This is a genomic window from Buttiauxella sp. A111 (assembly GCF_014189855.1).
In the GTDB taxonomy this organism is placed as follows: domain Bacteria; phylum Pseudomonadota; class Gammaproteobacteria; order Enterobacterales; family Enterobacteriaceae; genus Buttiauxella; species Buttiauxella selenatireducens.
This window is the reverse complement of sequence record NZ_BJFN01000003.1, coordinates 43,689-63,884: the sequence shown is the minus strand read 5'-3', so window position 1 is coordinate 63,884 and position 20,196 is coordinate 43,689. Positions and strand designations below refer to the sequence as shown.

At 50.1% G+C, this 20,196-nt stretch carries 21 protein-coding genes; 15 read left to right on the top strand and 6 right to left on the bottom strand.

Going from position 1 to position 20,196, the window contains the following annotated elements:
- Positions 1–122 precede the first annotated feature (122 nt).
- Entirely contained in the window at positions 123–1,358 is a 1,236-nt protein-coding gene (locus BSPA111_RS09565) for a hypothetical protein (RefSeq protein ID WP_183270931.1), read from the top strand.
- A gap of 107 nt (positions 1,359–1,465) precedes the next feature.
- On the opposite strand, the gene BSPA111_RS09560 is transcribed toward BSPA111_RS09565, so the two are convergent.
- Together BSPA111_RS09560 and BSPA111_RS09555 are read right to left on the bottom strand one after the other, a co-directional pair.
- Complete coding sequence (locus BSPA111_RS09560; protein WP_183270930.1) at positions 1,466–2,263, bottom strand: SDR family NAD(P)-dependent oxidoreductase; 798 nt, start codon at positions 2,261–2,263, stop codon at positions 1,466–1,468.
- 292 nt (positions 2,264–2,555) lie between these two features.
- Entirely contained in the window at positions 2,556–4,238 is a 1,683-nt protein-coding gene (locus BSPA111_RS09555) for an aspartate:alanine antiporter (RefSeq protein WP_183270929.1), read from the bottom strand.
- Between the two features lie 299 nt (positions 4,239–4,537).
- Here BSPA111_RS09555 and BSPA111_RS09550 point away from each other — a divergent pair, with 299 nt between their 5' ends.
- Entirely contained in the window at positions 4,538–4,900 is a 363-nt protein-coding gene (locus tag BSPA111_RS09550; RefSeq protein ID WP_183270928.1) for an inner membrane protein YbjM, read from the top strand.
- Positions 4,901–4,939: 39 nt separating this feature from the next.
- Here the strand turns inward: BSPA111_RS09550 and BSPA111_RS09545 are convergent, their stop codons facing one another.
- The gene (locus BSPA111_RS09545) at positions 4,940–5,212 is read right to left on the bottom strand and encodes a GrxA family glutaredoxin (RefSeq protein ID WP_034456459.1); all 273 of its coding nucleotides are present in this window, start codon (positions 5,210–5,212) and stop codon (positions 4,940–4,942) included.
- Positions 5,213–5,494: 282 nt separating this feature from the next.
- On the opposite strand from BSPA111_RS09545, the gene BSPA111_RS09540 reads away from it, so the two are divergent.
- The 13 genes from BSPA111_RS09540 to rlmC all read left to right on the top strand — a co-directional run bounded on the left by BSPA111_RS09540 (position 5,495) and on the right by rlmC (position 17,676).
- Entirely contained in the window at positions 5,495–5,794 is a 300-nt protein-coding gene (locus BSPA111_RS09540; RefSeq protein ID WP_183270926.1) for a YbjC family protein, read from the top strand.
- Complete coding sequence (gene nfsA / locus BSPA111_RS09535; protein WP_183270925.1) at positions 5,778–6,500, top strand: oxygen-insensitive NADPH nitroreductase; 723 nt, start codon at positions 5,778–5,780, stop codon at positions 6,498–6,500. The genes BSPA111_RS09540 and nfsA overlap by 17 nt, the downstream gene beginning before the upstream one ends.
- A 155-nt stretch (positions 6,501–6,655) precedes the next feature.
- Positions 6,656–7,489 (top strand): xanthosine phosphorylase, encoded by an 834-nt coding sequence (gene xapA / locus BSPA111_RS09530; RefSeq protein WP_183270924.1) that lies wholly within the window; start codon positions 6,656–6,658, stop codon positions 7,487–7,489.
- 43 nt (positions 7,490–7,532) lie between these two features.
- Positions 7,533–8,789, top strand: coding sequence for a nucleoside permease (locus BSPA111_RS09525; protein ID WP_183271427.1), 1,257 nt, complete (start codon positions 7,533–7,535; stop codon positions 8,787–8,789).
- Between the two features lie 68 nt (positions 8,790–8,857).
- Positions 8,858–9,775, top strand: coding sequence for a LysR family transcriptional regulator (locus BSPA111_RS09520; RefSeq protein WP_183270923.1), 918 nt, complete (start codon positions 8,858–8,860; stop codon positions 9,773–9,775).
- Positions 9,776–9,839: 64 nt separating this feature from the next.
- Positions 9,840–10,742: a 30S ribosomal protein S6--L-glutamate ligase gene (gene rimK / locus BSPA111_RS09515; RefSeq protein ID WP_183270922.1), complete on the top strand. Its 903-nt coding sequence runs from the start codon at positions 9,840–9,842 to the stop codon at positions 10,740–10,742.
- 117 nt (positions 10,743–10,859) lie between these two features.
- Positions 10,860–11,342 (top strand): YbjN domain-containing protein, encoded by a 483-nt coding sequence (locus BSPA111_RS09510; RefSeq protein WP_183270920.1) that lies wholly within the window; start codon positions 10,860–10,862, stop codon positions 11,340–11,342.
- Positions 11,343–11,733: 391 nt separating this feature from the next.
- On the top strand, positions 11,734–12,846 hold the full coding sequence (gene potF / locus BSPA111_RS09505; protein WP_183270919.1) for a spermidine/putrescine ABC transporter substrate-binding protein PotF: 1,113 nt from the start codon (positions 11,734–11,736) through the stop codon (positions 12,844–12,846).
- A gap of 172 nt (positions 12,847–13,018) precedes the next feature.
- A complete protein-coding gene (gene potG / locus BSPA111_RS09500) occupies positions 13,019–14,152 on the top strand; it encodes a putrescine ABC transporter ATP-binding subunit PotG (RefSeq protein WP_183270918.1) in 1,134 nt (377 codons plus the stop codon).
- 9 nt (positions 14,153–14,161) lie between these two features.
- Positions 14,162–15,115 (top strand): putrescine ABC transporter permease PotH, encoded by a 954-nt coding sequence (potH, locus tag BSPA111_RS09495; RefSeq protein ID WP_183270917.1) that lies wholly within the window; start codon positions 14,162–14,164, stop codon positions 15,113–15,115.
- The gene (gene potI / locus BSPA111_RS09490) at positions 15,112–15,957 is read left to right on the top strand and encodes a putrescine ABC transporter permease PotI (protein WP_183270916.1); all 846 of its coding nucleotides are present in this window, start codon (positions 15,112–15,114) and stop codon (positions 15,955–15,957) included. Before potH ends, potI begins: the two co-directional genes overlap by 4 nt.
- Positions 15,958–16,068: 111 nt before the next feature.
- Positions 16,069–16,503, top strand: coding sequence for a YbjO family protein (locus BSPA111_RS09485; RefSeq protein WP_255459255.1), 435 nt, complete (start codon positions 16,069–16,071; stop codon positions 16,501–16,503).
- Between the two features lie 45 nt (positions 16,504–16,548).
- Entirely contained in the window at positions 16,549–17,676 is a 1,128-nt protein-coding gene (gene rlmC / locus BSPA111_RS09480; protein ID WP_183270915.1) for a 23S rRNA (uracil(747)-C(5))-methyltransferase RlmC, read from the top strand.
- Between the two features lie 240 nt (positions 17,677–17,916).
- Here the strand turns inward: rlmC and artJ are convergent, their stop codons facing one another.
- The 3 genes from artJ to artQ all read right to left on the bottom strand — a co-directional run bounded on the left by artJ (position 17,917) and on the right by artQ (position 20,195).
- On the bottom strand, positions 17,917–18,648 hold the full coding sequence (artJ, locus tag BSPA111_RS09475) for an arginine ABC transporter substrate-binding protein ArtJ (protein WP_183270914.1): 732 nt from the start codon (positions 18,646–18,648) through the stop codon (positions 17,917–17,919).
- 162 nt (positions 18,649–18,810) lie between these two features.
- Positions 18,811–19,479, bottom strand: a complete 669-nt coding sequence (gene artM, locus BSPA111_RS09470; RefSeq protein ID WP_183270913.1) for an arginine ABC transporter permease ArtM — start codon at positions 19,477–19,479, stop codon at positions 18,811–18,813.
- Positions 19,479–20,195 carry an arginine ABC transporter permease ArtQ gene (gene artQ / locus BSPA111_RS09465; protein WP_183270912.1) on the bottom strand — a complete coding sequence of 239 codons (717 nt, stop codon included), beginning with the start codon at positions 20,193–20,195 and terminating at the stop codon, positions 19,479–19,481. The genes artM and artQ overlap by 1 nt, the downstream gene beginning before the upstream one ends.
- Position 20,196 lies beyond the last annotated feature (1 nt).

Genomic DNA, 20,196 nt, shown 5'->3' with positions numbered 1-20,196 from the left:
GTTTGAAGCAGTTTCTTAATGTGGGTCTGTTACCAATGTAGTTTTTCCCTTCGCGATAAACACAGTTTTAAAACCGACGAATCGTCGGCGACTACTTTGTGCTTGTTGATAAGGGATAACCCATGTTTTTTCTCATTCTGCGTACGCTTCGCCAGCACCGCTGGTTTGCCCTGCTTGGGGCGGCATTACTCCTCTCTTCAGTCGGAAACGGGCTGACTTACGTCATCGTTTTTGGAAAACTCCTCGCTCTTGAGGCGAAACCTTCGGTACTCACTCTTGCCTATATTCTCGCGCTAGCTCCCGGCTTTCCGGGAAGTTATCTGGCAGAAAAGTTGCTCACCAAAATGTCGTCTATTCCAGTTATGATTTTGTGTGAAATCATTGGGTTGATGGGGCTGGGATTGCCTGTATGGTCGTTATTTAGCGATAACCAGATCTTGCTACTTTCAAGTCAGGCAGTGGCGGCTTTTGCGGGCGGTATGATGGTTCCGGTGCTCAGCCAGACGTTAAAGAGTGGCCTTAAATCCGCAGAATTACCCGCTGCGTCTGGCCTGGAGACGTTTATCTTCGCGGCAAACGTTATTCTTGGTATCGGCATCGGCACATTGCTTTATGGACGTATGGCAACATCGGCAATTCTCGCACTGGATGCGATGAGTTTTATTCTCGGGATAGTTCTGCTGTTCGCGGCACACAGGGCGTATCGCCCAGTTTGTACTCCGGGACATGTTGAGGTTTTACCCAACCTCAACTGGCGGGAACTCACGCAAATACAGCGTCGCAGCTTACTATTTCTACCGGCAATCGCATTCGTTGGTGCACCCGCAATGGCCCTGTTACCTGCATTGGCACCAAACTTTGGCGGCACATCTTCTGACTCTGGATTGATGTTGTTACTGGCTCGCAGTGTGGGACAGCTCATCGGCCCGTTGCTGTTGTCTGAGGCACAGTTGCAGCGCCATACAGGGAAACTCAATGTGCTTATCATTTCGCTTGCTCTGTTTATTTGCTGCTACGCGCTGGTCTCAATCACTGATAAGCAATGGGTGGCGATGTTATTGATAGTCATGGCGCATATCTTTACTAACATCGTCTACGTGTTGGCAACGCTAAACATCATGCAGATTTTTCCTGCTTCAATAACCGGCAGAGCGATGGCAAAGGCCTGGCGCTTCCAACTGGTTATCACCTTGATTTTACCCGTAATAGCAGGCTTTGCCGCTGACACGTACGACCCGGCATGGGTGCTATATCTCAGTTCCGGCGGTGGGTTTGCAGTAATGATTTGTATGCTGGTCGCAAACCAGAGAGTGGGGCGAAATGGAGGTAATGCTTTGAATTTTAAAAAGAGTGGGTAATCCTGGGCAATAAATTAATAGGATACTCATATCTAAATTCATTCGACTTGTGGGATGGCGGCAGAAGGAAATTACCCACCTCTGCCGTCATCAAACTGTTCTACCTGTCAGTGGGTCGTCGTACCTGCAGTCATGTTGACCACTGTTGCCGTCATTGCGCCGGCATGATCTGATGCCAAAAATGTCATTAGCTCGGCCACTTGAGAAAGTGTGGGCAAGCGTTTGAGCATGGTACTTTGTGCAGCGCCACCGACCCATTGTTCAACCGTCAATCCCATTGCTTGAGCCTTGGGTGCGAACACCTCACCGGTATAGGAACCTGCCTGCACAGCGCCGTCTATCGCATGCGAACGCACGCAGATAACTCGAATATTCCTCGGTGCAAGTTCGCTGGCAAGGGCCTTGACGAAGGCTTCCGTACCCGCGCAACCGACGACGTGACCAAGGTGGCCCGGAATCGCCATTGTGCTTGCGGGGGCGACGACCGTGATGATTGCGCCTGCGCGTTCACCGCCCATGTGTGGGGAGACTGCTTTTGCTATGTTGAATTGTGCTGTCAGAAACGGGTCAATTCCTTGCCTGAACTCGGTGAGTGACAACTCCGCAATGCCTTTGCCCTGAACATGCATAAAACCGATTGTGTTTATTACCACGTCAAAGCCGCCGACCTGCCGGGCCAGATGATCCGTCTTCTCGAGGGTTGACTCCTCATCGAGTACGTCGATAGTAAATGTCTCGGCCTTACCACCCGCCGTGCGGATTTCGCTGGCAACTCGCTCCAACTTTTCCTGGTTGCGAGCCCCAAGAACCACATGCGCCCCCTCGCGCGCCAGAGTATGTGCAACGGCGCTGCCGATAGCACCACTACCACCGAAGATCACGGCTACTTTGCCTTTAACCAACATAGCGCTTTTCCCCTCACCAGAATGCATCAGTAAAAATTATGGATGAAGTATTGAGATTCGGCTCAGACCATCACGCATTTGAGTCAGGGGAGGGGAACTAACTTTCTGATTTAAAAGAAAACACAAAATTCAGGCAATAAAAAACCCATCAACCTTGAACCAAAGAGGCGGGGTTGATGGGCTCCACAAATTGGGGACATCAAAGAAAAGCAGTGGCACTAATTAAGACTTTGTCCCAATCAAAAAGTTCGCTCTGTCATAAAAAATCTTTTTTCTTTGTTTGCAACAGGGGTCACAAACCCGGCCATATGATTACGATTAGCGTCCCCGCGAGGGTTAGCAACACGTTGGCGATAGCGTAAGTCCCGGCGTAGCCCAGTGCCGGAATGTTGCTACGTGCGGTGTCGCTGATGATTTCCATTGCCGGTGCGCAGGTTCGTGCGCCCATCATTGCGCCAAACAGTAATGCGCGGTTCATGCGTAAAACGTATGCACCAAACAAGAAGCAGATCACGACCGGAACCAGGCTGACGATGAGCCCGGCGATCAACATTTGCCCGCCAACTGCACCTAAGCCGTTACCAATGCCGCTGCCTGCGCTTAAACCAACGCCGGCCATAAACACCATCAAACCGAACTCTTTCACCATATTCAGCGCCCCTTGCGGGATATAGCCAAAGGTAGGGTGGTTGGCTCGCAGGAAGCCCAACATAATCCCGGCGAACAGTAAGCCTGCCGCATTGCCCACACCAAAACTAAATGAGCTGAACTGGAAGGTGATCATGCCGATCATCAAGCCAATAATGAAGAAGGCGCAGAAGGCGAGTAAGTCGGTAATTTGGCTGTGAATGGAGATAAAACCGATGCGCTCTGCAACGGTTTTCACGCGACGAGCATCACCGCTGACTTGTAAAACGTCCCCTTTGTTGAGCACGATATTATCGTCGATAGGCATTTCAATCTGGCTACGGATAACACGGTTGAGGAAGCAGCCATGATCGGTCAGCTTTAATTGCCCGAGGCGACGGCCCACGGCATTGTGATTTTTCACCACAATTTCTTCGGTGACAATGCGCATGTCCAGCAGGTCGCGGTCGAAAACTTCTTTACCGTTACGGAAACTTGGGTCGAGACGGGAATGGGCATCCGGATAACCCACAAGCGCGATTTCGTCACCTTTTTGCAGCACTGCGTCGCCATCTGGGTTTGCCAGAATGCCATTGCGGCGAATACGTTCGATGTAGCAACCGGTCTGGCGATAAATACCGAGCTCACGCAGATTTTTACCGTCAGCCCAGGCGACCAGCTCAGAACCTACGCGGTAAGCACGAATAACCGGCAGATAAACTTTGCGAGCGGCGTCAGTATCCAGCCCGCGTTCCCGAGCGATTTGTTGCGCGCTGGTTTGTAAATCTTGATGCTGAAGTTTAGGTAAGTAGCGTGCGCCAACAATCAGGCTAACCAGGCCTATAAGATAAGTCAGCGCGTAACCGAGGCTAAGGTTATCCAGGGACGCGGCAAGTTGGGTTCCTGCGACCCCCGAATGGCGCAACGTATCACCCGCACCCACCAGTACCGGGGTGGAGGTCATTGAACCCGCGAGCATCCCGGCGGTAAGGCCGATATCCCAGCCAAAGAGTTTCCCCAAGCCTAATGCCAGCAACATGGCGGTGCCGACCATGACCAGGGCCAACATCAGATAATTTTTGCCATCGCGGAAGAAAATTGAAAAAAAGTTTGGCCCAGCTTCCACGCCGACACAAAAAATGAACAGCATGAAACCCAAATTTAGGGCGTCAGTGTTAATCGAAAAATGTTGTTGGCCGAGTATTAAAGAGACCACCAAAACACCAATGGAATTACCCAGTTGGACGGGCCCAAGGCGTAATTTCCCCAGGCATAAGCCCAAGGTCAGAACAACAAATAATAACAGGATGTAATTCCCGCTTAACAAATCTGCGACGTTTATATTCACGAAGGCTAACTTCTTGTTTACTAGTAACTTGTTGAAAGGGATGGTTTTTTGGTTTAAGGTTTCTACTATTAACGACGCAATTTGATGTATTTTCTTTGCATTAAAATATCCAGTGCGCAGACCTGATAATGGCCTTTAGTTTAATCTTTATAAAGATTAACGGCTAGTAAGAATATTGTGCTAATTGCGCTATCTATTTTTTAGCAAGGATTGCTGAAACTTATCTCAATCGGGCCGGTTCTCATGCAGAACTGTAATTTTAAGTTCGATATAGGCGATTGTCAGGAGGATGTGTGTTCATGCGTGGACAACGTTGGTTTGGAGTCATTTGCTGCTTCGTGTTGTTTGTTGGCGTGTTTCTTTCGCAGAAATTAATGGGCGCCAATAGCTACCCGGGTGATAATCATTCTGAGTGGGGGATGCTGTTTTTTATCCTGCCGGGTATTATCGCTAGCGTGTTTTCCCGCAATGGCCGAGTGATCAAACCGTTGATAGGCGCAGTACTGGCTTCACCGCTTTGTCTGCTCATCATTCAGTTTTGGATGTCGCCAACGCGAACGTTCTGGCAAGAAATGGCCTGGATGTTTAGTGCTGTGTTTTGGTGTGCGCTTGGGGCATTGTGCTATCTGTTTTTACGTAGCGTGCTCCGCCGTCAGCGGTAAAAAAAACCGGCTCATTGAGCCGGTTTTTTTGTCTGTTGCTTATTCCGCGTTCTGGAACAAACTCAGGTGTTCTTTCGCGTAAGCTTCGAAATCTGTGCAACCACCGATGTGTTTCTGGTCGAGGAAGATCTGTGGAACAGTTTCAACAGGCTTACCGACAGTTTTTTCCAGATCGGCTTTGCTGATGCCTTCTGCATGGATATCAACATAACGGAAGTTGAAGTCGTCACGCTCAGCGGTCAGTTTCTCAGCCAACTCTTTAGCACGAACGCAATATGGGCAGCCTGGGCGGCCAAAAATCACTGCAAACATGGTATCTCCTTCATTTTTTATGGCCGAACGAACCGGCGAATGGCAACTATAATGCCGCTAACGGTTACGAATGGGAAGAAGGTATTACCTGTTAGTCTGATACTCCCCACCTATCCCCTTCATACTTCAAGTTGCCTCATTGTTGGCTGCGAGAACTCACCCGAATTACTTTAGTAAGCTCATTGGACTCCTTCTCTTGCCGCCGCGATGCAACTCGAATTATTTTGGGGAAGTAATATGCGGTCGTATACTCAACCCATAATTGCCTCTGGAGACAAGCGGATGCGTTCACTCGGTGCCTTGCCGAAACCTGTGTTAGTCCTCGAAGTTATCGGTATTGCTTTTTTGCTTCTTTCATATCTTTCCCTGAACGGTTACGTGACATTGCCAGCGCCCGTTGGAAGTGCCACCGCGGCTATTATCATGGTATTTTTGGGTATTGCCCTGATGCTTCCCGCGGCAGCCTTCATGGTATGGGCGATGGCGCAAAATGTTGCGCCACTGCTGACCAAAGGCCAGCCACCCGTTGATAAATCTCTTACAAACAAGCCAAAGGATAAACGCGATGACGCCGACCATTGATCTGCTGCGTTCACACCGTTCCATTCGTCGATTTACCGACGCGCCTATTACAGATGAACAGCGTGCAGCGATTGTTGCCAGTGCCCAGGCGGCCTCCAGCTCCAGTTTTTTGCAGTGCAGCTCGATTATTCGCATCACCGATAAATCATTGCGTGAGCAGCTTGTTCCGCTGACAGGTGGTCAGCGACATGTTGCGCAAGCGGCAGAGTTTTGGGTGTTTTGTGCCGACTTTAATAGGCATCTACAAATCTGCCCGGAGGCACAGCTTGGGCTGGCGGAGCAATTATTGCTGGGCGTTGTTGATACCGCGCTGCTTGCGCAAAATGCTTTTACGGCTGCGGAATCGTTAGGATTAGGCGGTGTGTACATCGGGGGCATTCGCAATAGTATCGAGGAAGTGACTGAATTATTGGCCTTGCCAAAACACGTTCTGCCATTATTTGGTTTGTGCCTGGGTTGGCCAGATGAAGACCATGACATCAAACCACGCATGCCAGCGGCGATGGTGATGCATGAGAATAGCTATAAGCCCGTTGATGCAGATGTATTGGCACAGTATGACGAAGAGATGGCGCAGTATTATCTCTCTCGCCGCAGCAATGCTCGTCGTGACACATGGAGTGACCATATTCGTCGCACCATCATTAAAGAAAACCGTCCTTTCATTCTCGATTATTTGCATAAGCAAGGCTGGGCAACCCGCTAGCCTGGTGTGGCGGTGGCTGCTGTCATCGCCAATCAATACATTTTTACTATCAATCACCCGCCCAAACGGTATTGGTGGTGCACAGTCGCAAGTCGGTATAACAGAGTGAGCAACACTTCTTCTGATTATTTCGACACCAAGACAAGGAGCACCCGATGCCGATGACTACACTTGATAACTCCCCGTTTTACGCCGCAGATATTATCCGTTCACGCATTAATGGCCTGGTTCCGCGCGTGGCTTTCATTCTGGGTTCAGGGCTTGGCGAACTGGCTGAGAAAATCGAGCAGCCCGTCGTTTTCCCCTATGATGAGTTGCCTGGATTCCCGGTTAGCACGGTTCATGGTCATGCAGGCGAGCTGGTGGTTGGGACTCTCGCCGGTGTTCCCGTCGCGTGTATGAAAGGGCGAGGCCATTTTTATGAAGGACGCGGCATGTCTGTTATGACTAATGCCATTCGCACCTTCAAATTACTGGGATGCGAAATCCTGTTCTCGACTAACGCGGCGGGTTCACTGCGTCCTGAAGTTGGCCCTGGGAGCCTCGTTGCGCTTAACGATCACATTAATACGATGCCGGGTACGCCGACCGTTGGCCCTAACGATGAGCGTTTCGGTGAGCGTTTCTTCTCTCTGGCGAATGCTTATGATGCCGACTACCGTGGCATTTTGCAGAATGTAGCGAAAGAGCAAGGCTTCCCGCTCACGGAAGGTGTGTTTGTCTCCTATCCAGGGCCAAACTTTGAAACCGCAGCAGAAATTCGCATGATGCAAATCATTGGTGGCGATGTTGTGGGTATGTCTGTGGTGCCTGAAGTGATCAGCGCTCGCCATTGCGGTCTTAAAGTGGTTGCTGTTTCTGCGATTACAAACCTGGCCGAAGGCCTGGGCAGCGTGCAGCTTTCCCACGCACAAACCCTGGCGGCTGCGGCACTTTCGCGTCAGAACTTTATCAATCTGATCTGCGGTTTCCTGGGCAAGCTCGCCTGAGACACTACCAACACACCGGGTAAAACACATGGCGATTAACTCCATAGCGATTAAATCACGCTTGAAAATCATGTTGTTTTTGCAGTATTTCATTTGGGGGGCCTGGCTGGTCACGCTGGGCTCATACATGATTAATACCCTCGGGTTCCGAGGGGCTGACGTGGGCATGGTCTATAGCACCAAAGGCATTGCTGCGTTATTAATGCCGGGGATCGTCGGTATTATTGCCGACAAATGGCTGCCTGCGAATCGTGTTTATGCGCTGTGTCACCTGGTGTGTGCGGCAATGCTTACCTGGGCTGCGAGCATCAACCAGCCGGGGTTGATGTTTTGGGTCATGCTGGGTAATGCGATGGCGTTTATGCCAACGATTGCGCTGTCGAATACCATCTCTTATGCCAGTCTCGAAAAAGCGGGTCTGGATACCGTCAGCCATTTTCCTCCGATCCGCGTGTTTGGCACCATCGGTTTTATTGCCGCGATGTGGACTGTCAGCCTGATGCGTTTCGAACTCAGTAATCTTCAATTGTACATTGCGGCGGGGGCTTCTCTGGGATTGGCGCTCTATTCACTCACCTTGCCGACTATTGCGGTGATTAAAGGTGGTGTGTCCCGTAGCTGGGTGAGTCGCCTGGGATTGGATGCATTTGTATTGTTCAAAAATCCTCGCATGGCAATTTTCTTCTTATTCGCCATGTTGCTGGGTGCGGTCTTGCAGATAACCAATACGTTCGGTAACCCGTTCCTGCATGATTTTGCACGTAATCCTGAGTTTGCAGACAGCTTCGTGGTGCAATATCCCTCAATTTTGCTGTCGGTTTCTCAAATGTCCGAAGTGGCGTTTATCCTCACCATCCCATTCTTTTTGCGCCGCTTTGGCATCAAACAAGTGATGTTGATGAGTATGGTGGCGTGGGTGTTGCGCTTTGCTTTGTTTGCCTGGGGTGACCCATCAGCATTTGGCTTTGTGTTACTGCTGCTTTCTATGGTGGTCTACGGCTGTGCCTTTGATTTCTTTAATATTTCCGGTTCAGTCTTTGTAGAACAAGAAGTCGACTCGCGTATTCGGGCCAGTGCTCAAGGGCTATTCATGACCATGGTTAATGGGATTGGTGCGTATGTTGGTGCAATCCTTAGCGGCTATGTTGTGGATTACTTCAGTGTTGACGGCGTAAAAGACTGGACGACCATTTGGTTAGTCTTCGCTGGATATGCGTTGGTGTTGGCGATTATTTTCCACTTCAGTTTCCAGTATCGTCACACGCCATCACTTAAAGCTTCGGCACCGGTCGCACATTAATCGTCGCCTGGATTACAGCGAGCGACAGGAGTGATAACTTATGGGGCTGCCAGAGCATAGGGAGCCTCATGAGTCATTCACAGCGAACTTACCGTACCGATTTAAAACTACTGCGCTATTTTCAAGCCGTAGCGGAAGAGCTGCATTTTGGTAAAGCCGCAGCGCGGCTCAACATGTCGCAACCGCCGCTGAGCTTCCACATCAAAGAGTTAGAATCCCAGCTCGGCACGGTGCTGTTTATTCGTCATTCCCGTAGCGTCGCCCTGACTTATGCGGGTGAAGTCTTACTGGAAGAAACCCGCCTGCTGCTGGATAGCGCGAACCAGGCATTGGCGCGCGTTGAGCAAATAGGGCGCGGGGAAGGTGGGCGAATTCATCTGGGAATTGTCGGTACGGCAATTTGGGGTGGGTTGCGTCTGGGGTTGCAGCGGTTTATCGCGGATAACCCTGCCATTGATATCTTGTTCCGTGAGAAATCTCCGGGTGATCAGCTTGCTTTACTTGATCGTCACGACATTGATGCCGGAATCTGGCGCATGGAAACCAATCCACCGCCGGGCTTGCGTAGTGAAAAACTTCATGATGCTACATTTTTAGTCGCGTTGCCGGAAAAGCACCCGCTAACAAAACAAACCGCCATCAATATTGAACAGTTACGTCATGAAGCCTTTGTCACGATGACCGCCGTGCATTCTGACTGGACTTTTTTGCAAGGTGTTTGCCGGGAAGCTGGGTTTTCGCCGCGAGTGGTAAGAGAGGCGGTTGAGCCGCAGACTGTACTGGCGCTGGTCAGTATTGGAATGGGGTTGACGATCATGGCAGACAGCTATGCGCAAATGAACTGGCCAGGGGTGACTTTCCGCCCGCTGACTAAAGCGATCCCAGCCGATCTTTATGTCGTGTACGACCCGCATCATTTGTCTTCTACCACGCGTCATTTAATTGACGTGTTAAAACAGTCGCCAGACACATTGCCCGTTCGTTGAAACACAATGGCGGTGCTATGATAACCGCGCTGTTATTATCGGACTGGAAACGCTGAGGTGCAGGGTGAAAATCGCCATTTTATCCCGGGATGGAACGCTTTATTCTTGTAAACGGCTTCGTGAAGCGGCATCTCGCCGTGGCCACGTAGTCGAAATCATCGATCCCCTATCTTGCTATATGAATATCAATCCGGCGGCCCCGTCAGTGCACTATAAAGGCCGCCAGCTTCCTCATTATGACGCGGTGATTCCGCGTATCGGATCCGCGATTACTTTCTACGGCACCGCCGTTCTACGCCAGTTCGAAATGTTAGGGAGCTATCCGCTTAACGAATCCGTAGCCATCACCCGTGCTCGCGACAAACTGCGGTCATTGCAGCTAATGGCGCGCCAGGGCATTGATTTACCTGTGACCGGTTTTGCTCACTCGCCTGATGACACCAGTGATTTAATTGACATGGTCGGTGGTGCGCCGCTGGTGGTGAAATTGGTCGAAGGGACACAAGGGATCGGCGTGGTGTTAGCGGAAACGCGCCAGGCTGCAGAAAGCGTGATTGACGCATTCCGCGGTCTGAATGCTCACATACTGGTACAAGAATATATAAAAGAAGCGCAGGGCAGAGATATTCGTTGTTTGGTGGTAGGGGATAAAGTGGTGGCGGCTATCGAACGCCAGGCAAAACCAGGGGACTTCCGTTCCAACTTACATCGCGGAGGCGTGGCGAATCAGGTCGAAATTACTGAGCGTGAGCGCAAAATTGCCCTTCATGCTGCCGAAACGTTGGGGCTGGATGTCGCAGGTGTCGATATTTTACGCGCTAAGCGTGGCCCGCTGGTAATGGAGGTTAATGCGTCACCGGGTCTGGAAGGCATTGAAAAGACGAGCGGTGTCGATATTGCGACCTTAATGATCAAGTGGATTGAGCAACAGGCCCATCCTGGTTATTGCCTGAAAACGGGCGGCTAAATTCGAGCATCGGCACCATTGGACGCATAATAATAGTATGAAGCGCTATTTTTGCGTAAGCTATGGCGCGACTTAGATAGGCTATTAATCACCCCTTTAAAAGAGGCTACGGCATTTATGGATTCACTCGTTGTCCCTACTCTGGACATCTTACGCCGCTGGCTTGACGAAATCGGCGTGACCATTTTCGAGTGCGATACCTGCCAGGCGCTCCATCTGCCCCATATGCAGAATTTTGATGGTGTCTACGATGCGAAAATCGATCTTGTCGATAATATCGTCTTGTTTTCAGCCCTGGCCGAGGTAAAGCCCTCCGCATTGTTGCCCCTGGCATCCGATCTCTCGTCTATTAATGCCAGTTCACTGACGGTGAAAGCGTTTTTAGATATCCAGGACGACAATTTACCTAAACTCGTGGTTTGCCAGTCGCTACAAGCGGCGGTTGGAATTACGCGCGAACAATTTGCTCATTTTGTAAAACAGAGCGAAGAGCAGATCTCGATGGTGATTCTGGAAGCGTGCGCGAATCAATTGCTCTACATCTCTGACGGGGAAGAAGAGCAAGACAGCACCCTGGTTCAAACCCACTTTTTACACTAACTTCTGCACCGATCGTTTCTTTTCTGAACGCAGCGGCTGTCATGTCCGCTGCGGCCCACATTTTTTATCCTGCCTTACCCGCTATTCCTAAGCATTATTCTCGCCATTGTTGCCAGTATCACGCGACGGTGTAGGCATTTTTTTGTTAAAAAATTGATATAAGGCGCTTTTTTAGTCGCGCTATAGTCACTAACCCTGGCTACAGTTATTCTTGCGTGACACTTAAAATATGCAACGTCTGTGGGAAGGCGCCAGCTTTGTTCACCGTAGTTTGAATAGAGATGCATGGTTCTTGCATGTTCCCAAAGCATTAACTAAATGCATAAAAGTTTGATTGAGTAAATTCTGCTCGTGAAAGCGAGATTTACCCTTTATTCAGAAGGAATGACATATGTTCGCCCAACGTAAAAAATTGTTGTCGGGGATGGTGACGGGTTTGTTGATGGCAGTCTCTGCCACGACATTTGCCGCTGAACAAAAGACGCTGCACGTTTATAACTGGTCTGATTATATTGCTCCAGATACGTTGGCAAACTTTACGAAAGAAACCGGCATTAAAGTGGTGTACGACGTCTTCGACTCCAACGAAGTTCTGGAAGGGAAGTTAATGGCCGGCAGTACGGGTTATGACCTCGTCGTGCCTTCTTCGCAATTCCTGGAGCGCCAGGCTCAGGCCGGTATTTTCCAGCCTCTTGATAAGAGCAAATTGCCGAACTACAAAAATCTCGATCCGGAAATGCTTAAGCTGGTCGCCCATAATGACCATGACAATAAATACGGCATTCCGTACATGATGGTTACAACAGGAATTGGCTACAACGTCGATAAAGTCAAAGCGGTATTGGGCAAAGATGCGCCGGTGGACAGCTGGGATCTCATCCTGAAACCAGAAAATCTTGAGAAGCTGAAAAGCTGTGGCGTTTCGTTCCTTGATGCGCCGAGCGAGGTTTACGCAAGCGTATTGCACTACCTGGGCAAAGATCCTAACAGCACCAATCCGAGTGATTACACCGGTGCGGCGAACGATCTGTTGCTGAAATTGCGTCCGTCTATCCGTTATTTCCACTCTTCCCAATACATCAACGATTTGGCTAACGGCGACATCTGCGTGGCGATCGGTTGGTCTGGCGATATTCTCCAGGCGGCAAACCGCGCTAAAGAAGCCAAAAATGGCGTGAATATTGCTTATACCATTCCTAAAGAAGGGGCGATGGTTTACTTCGATATGTTCGCAATAACCAATGATGCGAAAAATAAAGATGAAGCCTATCAGTTCCTTAACTATCTGATGCGACCGGATGTCGTCGCGAATATCAGTAATCACGTTTATTACGCCAATGCGAATAAAGAGTCGACTCCGCTGTTAAATGCTGAGATTCGTGATAATCCGGGGATTTATCCACCGGCTGATGTTCGCAGCAAACTGTTCACTCAAGGTGTGCAATCACCAAAAGTTGACCGTGTCATTACGCGTGCCTGGACTAAAGTTAAAACAGGGAAATAGTTAGATATCTTAGTTGGTTATAACTTTTAGATTTCAAGTTGCAGGTAGGCGGCAAGAGAGAGAATCCCCAGGAGCTTACATAAGTAAGTGACTGGGGTGAACGAAAGCAGCCAACACCCCTGCGATTTGAAAGATGAAAGGTAGAATTTCGCTTTTGCCGGAGAGCACACAATTGACTGACGTAATCCCTCGTCCGCACGCGAAAACTCGCAAGGCGCTTACGCCGCTGCTTGAAGTTCGCAACCTCACTAAGTCCTTTGACGGGCAACATGCCGTTGATGATGTCAATCTGACCATTTATAAAGGCGAAATTTTTGCGCTGCTCGGGCCATCCGGCTGTGGTAAATCAACGCTGTTACGCATGCTGGCGGGTTTTGAACAACCCAGTGCCGGGCAAATCATGCTGGATGGTGTGGATTTGTCACACGTCCCGCCTTATCAGCGGCCAATCAATATGATGTTCCAGTCCTATGCACTTTTCCCGCATATGACGGTCGAGCAAAATATCGCGTTTGGACTCAAGCAAGACAAGCTGCCGAAAAATGAAATTACTCAGCGTGTGCAGGAGATGCTGACGCTGGTTCATATGCAAGAGTACGCCAAACGCAAACCGCACCAGCTTTCAGGTGGGCAGCGTCAGCGTGTCGCGCTGGCACGAAGCCTCGCGAAACGGCCAAAATTATTGCTGCTCGATGAGCCGATGGGCGCGCTGGATAAGAAATTGCGTGACCGTATGCAGCTCGAAGTGGTGGATATTCTCGAGCGTGTGGGTGCCACCTGCGTAATGGTGACGCACGACCAGGAAGAAGCGATGACCATGGCGGGACGTATCGCCATTATGAATCGTGGCAAGTTCGAGCAAATTGGCGAGCCGGAAGAGGTCTACGAATATCCGGCTACGCGCTACAGCGCGGAATTTATCGGTTCGGTGAACGTCTTTGAAGGGCTGCTGAAAGAGCGCCGGGAAGATGGACTGATCATTGAAAGCCCTGGGCTGATTCATTCGCTTAAAGTTGATCCGGATGTTTCGGTGGTTGACGGTGTGCCGGTGTACGTCGCACTGCGTCCAGAAAAAGTCATGCTTTGCGAAGAACCCCCAGAAGACCGTTACAACTTCGCGGTCGGTGAAGTGGTGCATATTGCCTATCTTGGCGACCTGTCGATTTATCACGTGCGTCTGGTGAGTGGGCAGATGATCAGCGCGCAGTTGCAAAATGAGAACCGGAACCGCAAGGGGATGCCAACCTGGGGCGACGAAGTTCGTCTGTGTTGGGATGCCGAGAGTTGTGTGGTCTTGACCGTTTAAGGGGGCGAAATGAGCACGATTACCGAACGCCCGGCCGAGCCACCGGCCAGCAGTTTTAAAATGTGGCTGGCAAAAATGCAAATGCTCCATGGCCGTAAGGTTGTGATTGCATTTCCGTACTTGTGGTTGGTTTTGCTGTTTATGCTGCCGTTCTTGATTGTCTTCAAGATAAGTTTTGCTGAAATAGCCCGATCCATTCCGCCTTATACCGATCTCATCACCTGGGCTGACGATCAGATTTCACTGGCGCTGAATCTGGCGAACTATCTCCAGCTCACTGACGATCCGTTATACGCAGATGCCTATTTACAGTCGCTGCAAGTCGCTGGGGTATCCACAATATGCTGCTTGCTGCTGGGTTATCCGCTGGCGTGGGCGGTGGCACACAGTAAATCATCAACGCGTAACATTCTGTTGTTACTGGTGATTTTACCTTCATGGACCTCCTTCTTGATCCGCGTTTATGCATGGATGGGAATACTGAAAAATAACGGTGTACTGAACAACGTATTGATGTGGCTGGGGGTTATTGATCAACCATTGGTGATTCTGCACACCAATCTTGCGGTCTATATCGGTATTGTTTATGCCTATTTGCCGTTTATGGTATTGCCGATTTATACCGCGCTGACGCGACTCGATTACTCGTTAGTGGAAGCGTCGTTAGATTTGGGGGCTCGCCCGCTGAAAACATTCTTCAGCGTGATCGTGCCACTGACCAAAGGCGGCATTATCGCGGGCTCCATGCTGGTGTTTATTCCGGCGGTGGGGGAGTTTGTTATACCGGAACTCCTTGGCGGGCCAGATAGCATCATGATTGGTCGTGTTCTGTGGCAGGAGTTCTTCAATAACCGGGATTGGCCAGTTGCGTCAGCGGTAGCGATAACCATGCTTGTCCTGTTGATAGTGCCGATCATGTGGTTCCACAAATATCAAAACAAAGCTGCGGAGGACCACGCATGAACAATTTACCGGTAGTGCGTTCACCGTGGCGCATTGTGATTTTAGCCATTGGATTCACCTTCCTCTACGCACCGATGCTGATGCTGGTTATCTATTCATTTAACAGCTCAAAACTGGTGACCGTCTGGGCGGGGTGGTCGACACGCTGGTATGTCGAATTGTTCCAGGACTCCGCGATGATGAACGCCGTGGGGTTAAGTTTAACTATCGCGGCGGCAGCGGCGACGGCAGCGGTGATCCTTGGGACTATTGCTGCCGTCGTTATGGTGCGTTTTGGTAAATTCCGTGGCTCCACGGGGTTTGCCTTCATGCTCACCGCACCGCTGGTTATGCCTGATGTCATCACCGGTCTGTCACTGCTGTTGCTGTTTGTCGCGTTAGGACACGCTATCGGCTGGCCAAGTGACCGTGGCATGCTGACGATTTGGCTGGCTCATGTGACATTTTGTACCGCGTACGTTTCTGTGGTCATCAGCTCGCGCTTGCGGGAGTTGGATCACTCAATCGAAGAAGCGGCGATGGACTTGGGCGCAACCCCGTTGAAGGTCTTCTTCGTCATTACCGTCCCGATGATTGCGCCGGCGATTGTCTCCGGTTGGCTGCTGGCGTTCACCCTCTCGCTTGATGATCTCGTCATTGCCAGCTTTGTCTCAGGGCCGGGTGCGACAACGTTACCGATGCTGGTATTCTCAAGCGTCAGAATGGGGGTGAATCCTGAAATAAACGCATTGGCGTCTATAATTTTGGGCGTTGTTGGGATTATCGGATTGATTGCCTGGTGGTTTATGGCACGAGCAGAAAAGCAACGTCTGCGCGACATCCAACGTGCAAGGCATAGCTGAAAGGTTTAAAATCTGGTAAAACCCACAGTGCCGCGCTTGTCGCGGCACTGTGTCGTATGGAACACGAGGTTTGCGGAAATTTTCAGGAAACGAAGTCAAACACAAGCGAAATTGAACGCTCCCACATTAGTGCTGGTGGCGGCAATTGCTATTCTTACTACACGAATCCTCGATTTGATGTTGATTTTCAACATGCTCGGTGTGAGTGGAGTGCTTGATTTCATTCACCGTAGCGTGCAAACCTGGAGCCTGACGCTGATTTTCCTCGGTAGCCTGGTGATGCTGTGTATCGAATTACGCTGTGCGTTTGTCATCATGAAAGGGCGTAATTGGGGACGCTGGCTGTTTCTTGCCACGCAGGTGATTACCGTTAGCTATTTATGGGCCGCGTCACTCGGCTGGGGTTATCCTGAACTGTTCAGTATCCCTGGTGAGTCAAAACGAGAAATATTCCGTTCACTCATGACGCAGAAACTACCCGATTTGTTGGTGCTATTTTTGCTGTTTATCCCTTCTCGGAGTCGGCTTTTTTTTAAACTTCAATGAATGCGTAGTGCTACAATCTACGCCCCCCGGTTTCAGGATGTCATTATGCATTGCGCACTCTATCAGGCTAATCGCTGCCGCTCTTGTCAGTGGATTGAACAGTCGATTTCCGAACAACTCACCGCCAAGATGAAGGAACTTCAGCATTTGCTGGAGGGTATTGCGGTGCAAGAGTGGTGCGCGCCAGTCAGCGGCCCTGAGCAGGCATTCCGCAATAAAGCCAAAATGGTGGTCAGCGGCAGTGTGGAGAAACCACTGTTGGGGATGCTGCATCGCGATGGTACGCCTGAAGATTTAACCGAGTGTCCGCTGTATCCGGCTTCATTTCAGGCTGTGTTTACCGTACTGAAACCGTTTATCGCACGTGCGGGGCTTACGCCGTATAACGTGGCGCGTAAACGCGGTGAATTGAAATATCTGTTGTTAACGGAAAGTCAGTTAGACGGCGGCATGATGCTGCGTTTTGTCCTGCGATCAGAAGCAAAACTGGAACAACTCCGCGCTGCACTCCCCTGGTTGCAGCAACAGCTCCCACAGCTAAAAGTGATTTCTGCCAACATTCAGCCAGTGCATATGGCGATTATGGAAGGCGAGCAGGAAATCCCATTAACCGAACAGCAAGCGCTGGAAGAACAGTTTAACGGTGTGCCGCTGTATATTCGTCCGCAAAGCTTCTTCCAGACGAACCCAACCGTTGCGGCATCTTTGTACGCCACGGCTCGTGACTGGGTACGTGGTCTGCCCGTCAAACATATGTGGGATTTGTTCTGCGGGGTGGGTGGGTTTGGCCTGCACTGTGCAACGCCCGATATGAAACTGACCGGAATTGAAATTGCCCCTGAGGCGATTGCCTGTGCGCGCCAGTCAGCGGAAAAACTTGGATTAACGGATATTCACTTCCAGGCATTGGATTCAACGAAATTTGCCACTGAACAGCACGATGTTCCCGATCTGGTCTTAGTGAATCCTCCACGGCGTGGAATTGGCCAGGCACTCTGTTATTTTTTGAATAACATGGCACCGAAATACATTATCTATTCAAGCTGCAATGCGCAGACGATGGCGCGGGATATTGCGTCGTTGACGGAATATCGGGTAAAACGTGTGCAATTGTTCGATATGTTCCCGCATACCGCGCATTACGAAGTGTTGACGCTGTTGGTGCGAGCTTAGTTTTTCCCCTCACCCTAACCCTCTCCCAAAGGAGAGGGGATCTTCTTCTCTAGTTTTCTTTTCACCCTTTCTCAAAGGAGAGGGGATCTTCATTTCCACTCTTCTTTTCACCCTCTCCCAAAGGAGAGGGGATCTTCTTTTTCACTTTTCTTTTCACCCTTTCTCAAAGGAGGGGGGATCTTCATTTCCACTCTTCTTTTCACCCTCTCCTGTGGGAGAGGGGCGGGGTGAGGGCATCTTTTACTGAGGGAACCACTGGGCACTGATCTTCTGATATGTGCCGTCAGCTTTAATTGCCGCCAGCGCCGTATTCAATTTCGTTAACAGTGCCGGGTTATCCGGGCGCACTGCAATACCCAGCCCCGTTCCAAAATATTCTGCATCGGTAACGTGACTGCCAACCGTCCCTAATTGCGGGTTGGTCTTCAGCCACTCATTTACCACTGCCGTGTCACCAAATACTCCATCAATACGACCATTTTTCAGGTCGATAATCGCATTCTGGTAGCTATCGTAAGAAACCGTTTTAATTTCCGGATGCTTTTCCTGGAGATATTTCTGATGCGTGGTGCCATTTTCCATACCAATACGTTTGCCTTTCAGTTCATCAAAAGAGTTAAACGCACCTTTTTTGGCAATCACTACCGCCGAGTTGGCGTAGTACGGTGTGGTAAAGGAAACTTGCTTGCTACGTTCAGGCGTAATATCCATACCTGAAATTACCGCGTCATATTTGCGGAATTTAAGCGACGGGATCAAGCTGTCAAATGCGTGGTTTGTGAACGTGCACTCTGCCTGCATTTGTTTGCATAAAGCTTTAGCCAGGTCGATATCAAAACCGACGATCTGATTATTAGCATCAAGTGATTCAAATGGCGGATAAGTGGCAGAAGAACCAAAGTTGATTTTGTCGGCTGCGGCCACGTTGAATGCGGCTGTAGCGAACATGGCGGCCAAAATAAACTTCTTCATTTGTGTTGCTCCCGTCTGTCGTATTTTATTGTTTTCACCGTTTCTCGGCGTAAAAAAATCATGCCAGTAAATGAATTTATATGCAAATAAAATGTATAATTATATTCACTGGGATGCAAAAAAGGCGGGGAAGCCCCGCCTTTTTGAGTGATTAACGATGTCTTAATTACGGCGTTCGAACGCCAGCGCCCGGCGTTCTATCACTCGCATTAACAGCGTGAGTAATCCGTTAACGACCAGATAAACCAAACCTGCGGCACCGAATACCATCACATCGTAAGTACGACCGTACAGAAGCTGCCCGTGGCCCATGACTTCCATCAGCGTAATGGTGTACGCCAGAGAAGTACTTTTAAACACTAAAACCACTTCGTTCGAGTAAGAAGAAAGTGCGCGTTTAAATGCATACGGCAGCAAAATCGCGAGGGTATCTTTCTTGCTCATACCCAAAGCGCCACACGACTGCCACTGACCATCAGGAATAGCGCGAATAGCACCGTAAAACAGTTGCGTGGTGTAGGCTGCACTGTTTAAAGACAGCGCAATCAATGCGCACAGCCACGGTTCAGAAAGCAGGTGCCATAAAACAGGGTAGTTTTGAATCGACGGAAACTGACCAGGGCCGTAGTAAATCAGGAAGATTTGCACCAGCAGCGGAGTGCCGGTGAACAGCGTGATATAACCACGGACAATCCACACCAGCACCGGGGTTTTCAGCGTCAAAACGATGGTGAAAAACAGCGCTAAAATCAGTGCGACAACAATGGATGCCGCGGTGAGTGTCAGGCTGGTGTGCAGGCCTTTCAACAGTTCCGGTAAATACTCAAGCATCAGCCGGGTCTCCGTTCAAAACGTGTCGCTCGTTGGTCAATACGCTTAAGAACGTACTGGCTGATGAGGGTGATCACGAGGTAGATCGCGGCAGCAACCACATACCAGGTAAACGGCTCCTGAGTACGGGTGGCGATACTTTTAGTTTGTAACATCAAATCGTTGACGCTAATCAGCGAAACCAGCGCAGTATCTTTTAGCAATACCAGCCACTGATTACCTAATCCGGGTAGCGCATGACGCCACATTTGCGGCATCACCAGACGGAAGAAAATTGCGGCTTTCGACAAACCTAACGCCTGGCCGGACTCCCATTGCCCAATTGGCACGGCTTTGAGTGCGCCACGCAAAGTCTGCGAAGCATAAGCCGAGTAGAGCAGGGAAAGTGCGATCACGCCGCACAGGAACGGGCTGACATCGAAATTCTCAATCTGTAATTGGATAGGGATTTGCGCAAAACCGAGGTTGAGCACAAAACCATCTGAGAGGATCAGCAGCAACTGTGAGGAGCCGAAATAAATAAACAGCACCACCAGAATTTCAGGCAAGCCGCGCAGCACCGTTACCAAAGCTGAACCCAGCCAGGCAATCGGACGCCATTTTGCAGACTCCCACACGGCAAAAATCATCGCCAGAGCCAGGCCGATGATCAGCGCACAAACGGCAAGGCCGACGGTCATCCCGGCGGCGCTCGCTAAAGTAAACATTTCGTTCATT